The 9190-nt window shown below is 59.2% G+C and carries 8 protein-coding genes and 1 tRNA gene; all 9 read right to left on the reverse strand.

Going from position 1 to position 9190, the window contains the following annotated elements:
* Window positions 1–10: 10 nt before the first annotated feature.
* Window positions 11–4123: a DNA-directed RNA polymerase subunit beta gene (gene rpoB / locus ACTJKQ_RS02795; RefSeq protein ID WP_056745841.1), complete on the reverse strand. Its 4113-nt coding sequence runs from the start codon at window positions 4121–4123 to the stop codon at window positions 11–13.
* Between the two features lie 266 nt (window positions 4124–4389).
* The gene (gene rplL / locus ACTJKQ_RS02800) at window positions 4390–4767 is read right to left on the reverse strand and encodes a 50S ribosomal protein L7/L12 (protein ID WP_008907085.1); all 378 of its coding nucleotides are present in this window, start codon (window positions 4765–4767) and stop codon (window positions 4390–4392) included.
* A 40-nt stretch (window positions 4768–4807) separates the two neighbouring features.
* Window positions 4808–5332 (reverse strand): 50S ribosomal protein L10, encoded by a 525-nt coding sequence (gene rplJ, locus ACTJKQ_RS02805; protein ID WP_034695835.1) that lies wholly within the window; start codon window positions 5330–5332, stop codon window positions 4808–4810.
* A 241-nt stretch (window positions 5333–5573) separates the two neighbouring features.
* Window positions 5574–6269, reverse strand: a complete 696-nt coding sequence (gene rplA, locus ACTJKQ_RS02810; RefSeq protein ID WP_056059944.1) for a 50S ribosomal protein L1 — start codon at window positions 6267–6269, stop codon at window positions 5574–5576.
* Complete coding sequence (gene rplK, locus ACTJKQ_RS02815) at window positions 6270–6701, reverse strand: 50S ribosomal protein L11 (RefSeq protein WP_008907082.1); 432 nt, start codon at window positions 6699–6701, stop codon at window positions 6270–6272.
* A gap of 160 nt (window positions 6702–6861) precedes the next feature.
* A complete protein-coding gene (gene nusG / locus ACTJKQ_RS02820) occupies window positions 6862–7458 on the reverse strand; it encodes a transcription termination/antitermination protein NusG (RefSeq protein ID WP_015012231.1) in 597 nt (198 codons plus the stop codon).
* Entirely contained in the window at window positions 7455–7841 is a 387-nt protein-coding gene (secE, locus tag ACTJKQ_RS02825) for a preprotein translocase subunit SecE (protein ID WP_056641821.1), read from the reverse strand. The genes nusG and secE overlap by 4 nt, the downstream gene beginning before the upstream one ends.
* A 91-nt stretch (window positions 7842–7932) precedes the next feature.
* Window positions 7933–8008 (reverse strand) — tRNA-Trp (locus ACTJKQ_RS02830).
* Between the two features lie 15 nt (window positions 8009–8023).
* Window positions 8024–9190 (reverse strand): elongation factor Tu (tuf, locus tag ACTJKQ_RS02835; RefSeq protein WP_260669172.1); only part of this gene is annotated, 1167 nt, incomplete at its 5' end.

Here is a 9190-nt window from a genome sequence, read left to right on the forward strand (position 1 = left end):
CCTTTTCTGCTTAGGAGCGTTCCAGCTCGATGTCCAGGCCCAGCGAACGGATTTCCTTGACCAGCACGTTGAACGATTCCGGCATGCCGGCTTCGATGGCGTGTTCGCCCTTGACGATGGACTCGTACACCTTGGTACGACCCACGACGTCGTCGGACTTCACGGTCAGCATTTCCTGCAGCACGTAGGCGGCGCCGTAAGCTTCCAGCGCCCACACTTCCATTTCCCCGAAACGCTGGCCACCGAACTGCGCCTTACCACCCAGCGGCTGCTGCGTGACGAGCGAGTAAGGACCGGTCGAGCGGGCGTGCATCTTGTCGTCCACCAAGTGGTGCAGCTTCAGGTAGTGCATGTAGCCGATGGTGGTCGGGCGCTCAAAGCGCTCGCCCGTGCGGCCATCAAACAGATAAGCCTGTGTGCGGGTCGGTGTCAGGCCCTTGCGCTCAGCAATATCGTCCGGGTAGGCGATCTTGAGCATGTCCTTGATTTCTTCTTCCGAAGCACCATCGAACACGGGGGTGGCGTAAGGCACACCACTTGTCAGGTTTTCCGCCATGGCCATCAGGTCGTCGTCGCTCAGTTGCGACAGGTCTTCCTTGCGGCCGCGCGAGTTGTACACCTCTTCGAGGAAGGTGCGCAGCTCGGACGCCTTGGCCTGCTCCTGGAGCATGTTGCCAATGCGCTGACCAATGCCCTTGCCAGCCCAGCCCAGGTGGACTTCCAGCACCTGACCAATGTTCATCCGCGAGGGCACGCCCAGCGGGTTCAGAACGATGTCGGCAGGCGTGCCGTCGGCCATGTAGGGCATGTCTTCGACCGGAACGATCTTGGACACCACACCCTTGTTACCGTGGCGGCCGGCCATTTTGTCGCCAGGCTGCAGACGGCGCTTGACGGCCAGGTACACCTTGACCATCTTGAGCACGCCAGCAGGTAGCTCGTCGCCTTGCGTGAGCTTCTTGCGCTTTTCTTCAAAGGCCAGGTCGAAGCTGTGGCGCGTTTGCTCCAGCGCGTTCTTGATGGATTCGAGCTGGGTGGCGACTTCGTCTTCCGCAGGGCGGATGTCGAACCAGTGGAACTTCTCGACGGAAGCCAGATAGGCCTTGTCGATCTTCGTGCCCTTGGCGAGCTTCTGTGGGCCGCCGTTGGCCACGCGGCCGGTCAGCAGCTTCTCGATACGATCAAAGGCGTCGGCCTCTACGATGCGCAGCTGGTCGTTCAGGTCCAGACGGAAGCGCTTGAGTTCATCGTCGATGATCTGCTGGGCGCGCTTGTCACGCTGGATGCCTTCGCGGGTGAACACCTGCACGTCGATCACGGTGCCGGACGACCCCTGGTCCACGCGCAGCGACGTGTCCTTCACGTCGGAAGCCTTCTCGCCGAAGATGGCGCGCAGCAGCTTCTCTTCAGGCGTGAGGGTGGTTTCGCCCTTGGGCGTGACCTTGCCGACCAGCGTGTCGCCGGGTTGCACTTCGGCGCCCACGTAGATGATGCCGGACTCGTCCAGACGGTTCAGTTGCTGTTCCGACAGGTTCGGAATGTCGCGTGTGATTTCTTCTGCACCCAGCTTCGTGTCGCGAGCCATGACCACCAGCTCTTCGATGTGGATCGAGGTGTAGCGGTCTTCGGACACCACGCGTTCGGAGATCAGGATCGAGTCTTCGAAGTTGTAGCCGTTCCAGGGCATGAACGCGATCAGCATGTTCTGGCCGATGGCGATTTCGCCAAAGTCCGTCGATGCACCGTCGGCCACGACGTCACCCTTGACCAGCTTGTCACCCTTCTTGACGATGGGACGCTGGTGGATGTTGGTGTTCTGGTTGGAACGCTGGTACTTGATGAGGTTGTAGATGTCCACACCCACTTCACCGGCCACGGCTTCGTCGTCGTTCACGCGGACCACGATACGGGTGGCATCCACGTAATCCACGATACCACCACGTGTAGCGGTCACCACGGTGCCCGAGTCCACAGCGGCCACGCGTTCAATGCCCGTACCGACCAGAGGCTTTTCAGGACGCAGCACAGGCACGGCCTGGCGCGACATGTTGGCGCCCATCAACGCGCGGTTCGCGTCATCGTGCTCCAGGAATGGCACCAGCGAGGCTGCCACCGACACGATCTGCGCGGGCGACACGTCCATGTACTGCACGCGATCTGCGCCGCACAGAATCGACTCACCCTTTTCACGGGCTGAGACCAGTTCGCCCGTCAGACGACCGTCCTTGTCGAGCTGCGCATTGGCCTGCGCAATCACGTATTTGCCTTCTTCGATCGCCGACAGGTAGTCGATGTCGTTGGTCACCTTGCCGTCCACCACACGACGGTACGGGGTCTCAATGAAACCGTACTCGTTCAGGCGGGCGTACAGAGCCAGCGAGTTGATCAGACCAATGTTGGGACCTTCAGGCGTTTCGATAGGGCAGACGCGACCGTAGTGGGTCACGTGCACGTCACGCACTTCGAAGCCTGCACGTTCACGGGTCAGACCGCCTGGGCCGAGGGCAGATACACGGCGCTTGTGCGTGATTTCCGCCAGCGGGTTGGTCTGGTCCATGAACTGTGACAGCTGCGATGCGCCGAAGAACTCCTTCAGGGCGGCCGAGATCGGCTTGCTGTTGATCAGGTCGTGGGGCATCAGAGGCTCTTGCTCGGCCTGGCCCAGACGCTCCTTCACGGCCTTTTCGATACGTGCCAGGCCCGTGCGGTACTGGTTTTCGGCCAGTTCGCCCACGCAACGCACGCGGCGGTTGCCCAAGTGATCGATGTCATCGACTTCGCCGTTGCCGTTGCGCAGGTCCACCAGGATCTTGACCACGGCCAGGATGTCTTCGTTGGACAGCACCATGGGGCCGGTGGATTCGTCGCGGCCAATCTTGGCGTTGAACTTCATGCGCCCCACGCGCGACAGGTCGTACGTGTCGGGGTTGTAGAACAGGCGCTGGAACAGGGCCTGCACGGCGTCTTCTGTCGGCGGCTCGCCGGGGCGCATCATGCGGTAGATGGCCACGCGGGCAGCGAACTCGTCCACCGTTTCATCGATGCGCAGGGTCTGCGAGATGTAGGCGCCTTGGTCCAGTTCGTTCGTGTAAATGACCTGCAGGTCTTGCACGCCGGCAGTACGCAGCTTCTTGAGCAGCGCTTCAGTCAGTTCTTCATTGGCCTTGGCGATGATTTCGCCCGTGTCGGCGTCCACAATGTTGCGAGCGACCACACGGCCAATCAGGAAGTCTTCTGGCACGCTGATGTGCGTGGTGCCAGACTGCTCCAGTTCGCGGGTGTGACGGGCCGTGACGCGCTTGTCCTTGGCCACAACCACCTTGCCCGACTTGTCGGTGATGTCGAAGCGTGCCACTTCGCCACGCAGGCGCTCGGAGACAAACTCCATTTGCGCACCGCTGTCCATTAGACGGAAGTTGTCGTTGACGAAGAAGTTCGCCAGGATGGACTCGGGGTTCAGGCCGATGGCCTTGAGCAGAATCGTGACCGGCATCTTGCGGCGACGGTCCACGCGGAAGTACAGGATGTCCTTGGGGTCGAACTCGAAGTCGAGCCAGGAGCCGCGGTACGGGATGATCCGAGCCGAGAACAGCAGCTTGCCCGAGCTGTGGGTCTTGCCCTTGTCATGCTCGAAAAACACGCCTGGCGAACGGTGCAGCTGCGACACGATCACGCGCTCCGTGCCGTTGATGATGAACGAGCCCTTGTCGGTCATCAGGGGCACTTCACCCATGTAGACCTCTTGCTCCTTCACTTCCTTGACCACCTTGGACTGCGACGTCGAGGACTCGCGGTCATAGATGATCAGTTGCACCTTGGCGCGCACTGCCGAGGCGAACGTCAGACCACGAGTCTGGCACTCACGCACATCGAAGGCAGGCTTTGCCAGGTTGTACTCAATGAACTTCATCTCCACAAAACCGTTGTGGGAGACGATAGGGAAGGCAGCGTCGAATGCAGCCTGAAGGCCTTCGATGGTTCTTTTCTGGGGTGCTGTATCTGCCTGCAGGAAAGCGGTGTATGCGTCCTTCTGCATCTGCAGCAGATAAGGAACTTCGAGCACGCTATCGCGGGTGCCGAAACTTTTGCGAATTCGCTTGCGTTCGGTGTAGGAATAGGCCATGAGATCTCCGGGCAAAGACATGAGTCCTGGGTCTTCGACGACTGACCCGCAAGGAGCGTGGTCCTTACGGGCTTGGCGGTTGGCCACTACCAACCATGGCGGACGGTGATGCGTTGCACATCACCCGAACCAAGGCGTCTTCTGCTGTCGGGGTTGTCAGAAGACACTCGAAAGCCTCGTTGCAGACGGGGCTTACGGGTGCTCTCTGAAAGCACCAAAGGCTGGAGGCCCTTTGAGGAGCACTCCAGCCCTTGAGCAAGACCGAATTACTTGAGTTCGGCCTTGGCGCCGGCTTCCACCAGCTTCTTGACGGCTGCTTCGGCGTCGGCCTTGGCAATGCCTTCCTTGACGTTCTTGGGAGCGCCGTCCACCAAGTCCTTGGCTTCCTTGAGGCCCAGGCCGGTGATTTCGCGCACTGCCTTGATGACGGACACCTTGTTGGCGCCGGCTTCGGTCAGCACCACGTTGAATTCCGTCTTTTCTTCAGCAGCAGCGGCGCCAGCACCACCACCAGCGGCAGCAGGAGCAGCCATAGCTGCAGCGCTCACGCCAAACTTCTCTTCAATGGCCTTCACCAGGTCATTGAGTTCCAGAACCGTCATGCTGTCCAGCGCGGTCAAAAATGCGTCTTTATCGAATGCCATTTTGATTTCCTAACAATTGTGTTGGTTGACTGCCCAGCTATCAAGCTGCTGCAGGTTCGGCGGCCGGTGCGGCTGCGCCTTCGCCTTTTTTCGCCGCCAGTGCGCCCAGCACAACGGCTGTACGCGACATGGGGGACATAAGCAAGCCACAAATCTGAGCCAGCAGAACTTCCTTGGAAGGAATGTTGGCCAGTTGCTTCACGCCGTTGACGTCCAGGGCTTTACCACCGAAAGCGCCACCGCGAATCACCAACTTGTCGTTGGTCTTCGCAAAGTCAGCCACCACTTTCGCGGCAGCTACGGCGTCTTCGGAGAAGCCATAGATCAGGGGACCGGTCATCTGGTCTGCCACCACGTCAAACTGGCTGCCTGCCACAGCACGGCGGGCCAGGGTGTTCTTCAGAACACTCAGGCTCACACCCTTGCTGCGAGCATCAACGCGCAGTTTGGTCATGTCGGCGACCGTGATGCCACGGTATTCCGCGATCACAAGCGTTTGAGCTTTAGCGGCGAGGCTGGTCACTTCACTGATGACCGCTTCTTTCTCACTGCGATTAAGACTCAAGGTCTACTCCTTAAATTGCGCACTCAGGCTTGCACCCTCCTGCGCGCTCTTGTTGCAGCGACCAACTGTTTCGGAACGAATTCCATCTGCAGCGGGATCGCCATCTGCGTTGGCCCCGCAAGGGGATTAAGTGCGGCGAGCCACACACCAACGGTCTTGGATGGCCTGCAGGCAGGTATTGCACCACCCACAGCCCACCACATCAGGCCCTTTGAAAAAGGCCCGAAGATTTCAATCGCAATTACGCTGCGATGGATTGCGTATCCACGCGGACGCCAACGCCCATCGTGGAGGACACAGCGACCTTGCGCAGGTACAGACCCTTGCTCGAAGCTGGCTTGGCCTTGTTCAGTGCATCGATCAGCGCAGCCAGGTTGCCTTGCAGCTTTTCGTTGTCGAACGAACGGCGGCCAATGGTGCTGTGCACGATACCGGCCTTGTCCACGCGGAATTGCACCTGACCAGCCTTGGCGTTCTTCACAGCCGTGGCAACGTCAGGAGTCACGGTGCCAACCTTGGGGTTAGGCATCAGACCACGAGGGCCCAGAATCTGGCCCAGCGTACCCACAACGCGCATAGCGTCGGGGGCAGCAATCACCACGTCGAAAGGCATGTCACCAGCCTTGACCATGGCAGCCAAGTCGTCCATGCCAACGATGTCAGCACCCGCAGCCTTGGCTTCTTCCGCCTTGGCGCCTTGTGCAAACACAGCGACACGGGTCGTCTTGCCAGTGCCATTGGGCAGCACCACGGCGCCACGCACCACTTGGTCCGACTTCTTGGCATCGATGCCCAGTTGCACTGCCACGTCGATGGATTCATCGAACTTGGCCGTTGCAGCTTCTTTCACGAGCGCCACTGCGTCTGCAAAAGCGTACAGCTTGGTGCTGTCAACCTTGCCCTGCAGGGCCTTTTGCTTTTTCGTCAACTTGGCCATTTACAAACCCTCCACCGTCACGCCCATCGAGCGTGCGGAACCAGCCAGCGTACGGACAGCAGCGTCAACGTTAGCGGCGTTCATGTCCTTCATCTTGGTCTTGGCGATCTCTTCGAGCTGTTCGCGCGTGATCTTGCCAACCTTGGTCTTCAGGGCATTGGAAGAACCCTTTTCGAGCTTGATGGCCTTCTTGATCAGAGTCGTCGCAGGCGGCGTCTTGATGATGAAGGTAAAGCTCTTGTCTGCGAACGCCGTGATGACCACGGGCAGTGGCAGACCTGGCTCCACACCTTGGGTCTGCGCATTGAATGCCTTGCAGAACTCCATGATGTTGAGGCCACGTTGACCCAGTGCTGGGCCGATCGGTGGGGATGGATTGGCCTTACCAGCTGGAACTTGCAGCTTGATAAAACCGACGATTTTTTTCGCCATGCTTTACTCCTGACGGGTCATAACGCTTGTGTTGCACCATGCAACCACCAGCTCCCCGGGTTAACGACTCACTGTGACGACGTCCGCACCGAGCCGAAAAGTGCGGCGTCCAAAATCTTTGCCCTGACTGCCGAGGCAGTCAGGATTGTGCTCGACAGATTTATGTCTTTTCGACCTGTCCGAACTCCAGCTCCACAGGGGTCGAGCGACCGAAAATCATCACAGAGACGCGCACGCGACTCTTTTCGTAATTGACTTCCTCGACAGAGCCATTGAAGTCCGTGAAAGGACCTTCCTTGACGCGCACCAACTCGCCCACCATGAACTCGATCTTGTGGCGTGGTTTGTCGGTGCCTTCCTGCATCTGGCTGACGATCTTTTGCACTTCGTCTTCCGAGATGGGGGCAGGCCTGTTCTTGGCGCCGCCAACGAAACCCGTGACCTTGTTGGTGTGCTTCACCAAGTGCCAGGTGTCGTCATCCATCACCATCTCAACGAACACATAGCCAGGAAACAAGCGACGCTCCGTCGTCTTGCGTTGGCCGTTCTTCATTTCCACGACTTCTTCGGTCGGCACCAAGATCCGACCAAATTTGTCTTGCATGCCAGAGCGGCCGATGCGCTCCTGAATGTTGCGTTCGACCGCTTTTTCCATGCCTGAATAGGCATGGACGATGTACCAGCGCAGGTCTGGATTGGCCGAGGCAGAAGCGCCTGCAGGAGCTTGTGCTCCCGTGATTTCCGCAGCGGTCGTCATGACTTTCTCCAACCCAAAATCAAGTCGTACAAGACCCACTCCAGCGTCTTGTCCGTGAACCACAGAAAAAGCGCCATGATGACCACGAAGGCGAACACATAGGCCGTCATCTGCAAGGTTTCCTTGCGCGTAGGCCAGACCACCTTTTTCACTTCACGCCATGCGTCTTTGGCAAATGCGACGAACTGGCGCCCCGATTCCGACACCAAAAACACCGCCGCAGCCGCAACCAGCCCGACGATCAATGCCGCCCACTGCACGACAGCGCCTTGCTTGCTCAACAAATAAAAGCCCGCAACGGAGGCAATGACCAACGCCACTACCGCTGCGAGCTTGGCCTTGTCTGCGCCTGTATTGACAGTTTCAACCTGTGAAGTGGCCATCTTTGAGTATTTCCTGCTTCCTAGTCACGGCATCACTTAAGACACCGAAGCCCGCCAGGGTCTGGCGGGCTTGTTGGGGGCCACATTCAAGTGGCAGGGGCAGTAGGAATCGAACCTACAACCTTCGGTTTTGGAGACCGACGCTCTGCCAATTGAGCTATACCCCTGTATATCTTGCTTGATTAAGCAATGATCTTGGCCACGACGCCAGCGCCCACGGTACGACCGCCTTCGCGGATAGCGAAGCGCAGGCCTTCTTCCATGGCGATGGGGTTGATCAGCTTCACAGTGATCGACACATTGTCACCAGGCATGACCATTTCCTTGTCGGCTGGCAGCTCGATGGCGCCAGTCACATCGGTCGTGCGGAAGTAGAACTGGGGACGGTAGTTGTTGAAGAAAGGAGTGTGGCGACCGCCTTCGTCCTTGCTCAACACATACACCTCAGCCGTGAAGTGGGTGTGGGGCTTGATCGAGCCGGGCTTGCACAGCACTTGGCCACGCTCCACGTCTTCGCGCTTGGTACCGCGCAGCAGCAGGCCGACGTTGTCGCCAGCTTGGCCTTGGTCCAGCAGCTTGCGGAACATTTCCACGCCGGTGCAGGTGGTCTTTTGCGTGTCGCGGATACCCACGATTTCGATTTCTTCGCCGACTTTGATGATGCCGCGTTCCACGCGACCGGTCACCACGGTGCCACGGCCGGAGATGGAGAACACGTCTTCCACGGGCATCAGGAAGGCACCGTCCACAGCGCGCTCAGGCGTGGGGATGTAGGTGTCCAGGGCTTCGGCCAGCTTCATGATGGCTTCTTCACCCAGCTTGCCCTTGTCGCCTTCCAGGGCGAGCTTGGCGGAGCCACGGATAATGGGGGTGTCGTCGCCTGGGAAGTCGTACTTGTCCAGGAGTTCGCGCACTTCCATTTCGACGAGTTCCAGCAGTTCTTCGTCGTCCACCATGTCGCACTTGTTCAGGAACACGATGATGTAAGGCACGCCCACTTGGCGAGCCAGCAGGATGTGCTCGCGGGTCTGGGGCATGGGGCCGTCAGCAGCAGAGCAGACCAGGATAGCGCCGTCCATCTGGGCAGCGCCGGTGATCATGTTCTTCACATAGTCGGCGTGGCCGGGGCAGTCCACGTGAGCGTAGTGGCGGTTGGCCGTTTCGTATTCCACGTGGGCGGTGTTGATCGTGATACCGCGGGCCTTTTCTTCGGGCGCAGCGTCGATCTGGTCGTAGGCCTTGGCTTCGCCGCCGAACTTGGCGGACAGCACGGTAGCGATAGCTGCCGTCAGCGTCGTCTTGCCATGGTCCACGTGACCGATCGTGCCCACGTTCACGTGGGGCTTGGT

This window comes from Acidovorax sp. 22279 (genome assembly GCF_052045435.1).
Classification (GTDB): Bacteria; Pseudomonadota; Gammaproteobacteria; order Burkholderiales; family Burkholderiaceae_C; genus Acidovorax; species Acidovorax delafieldii.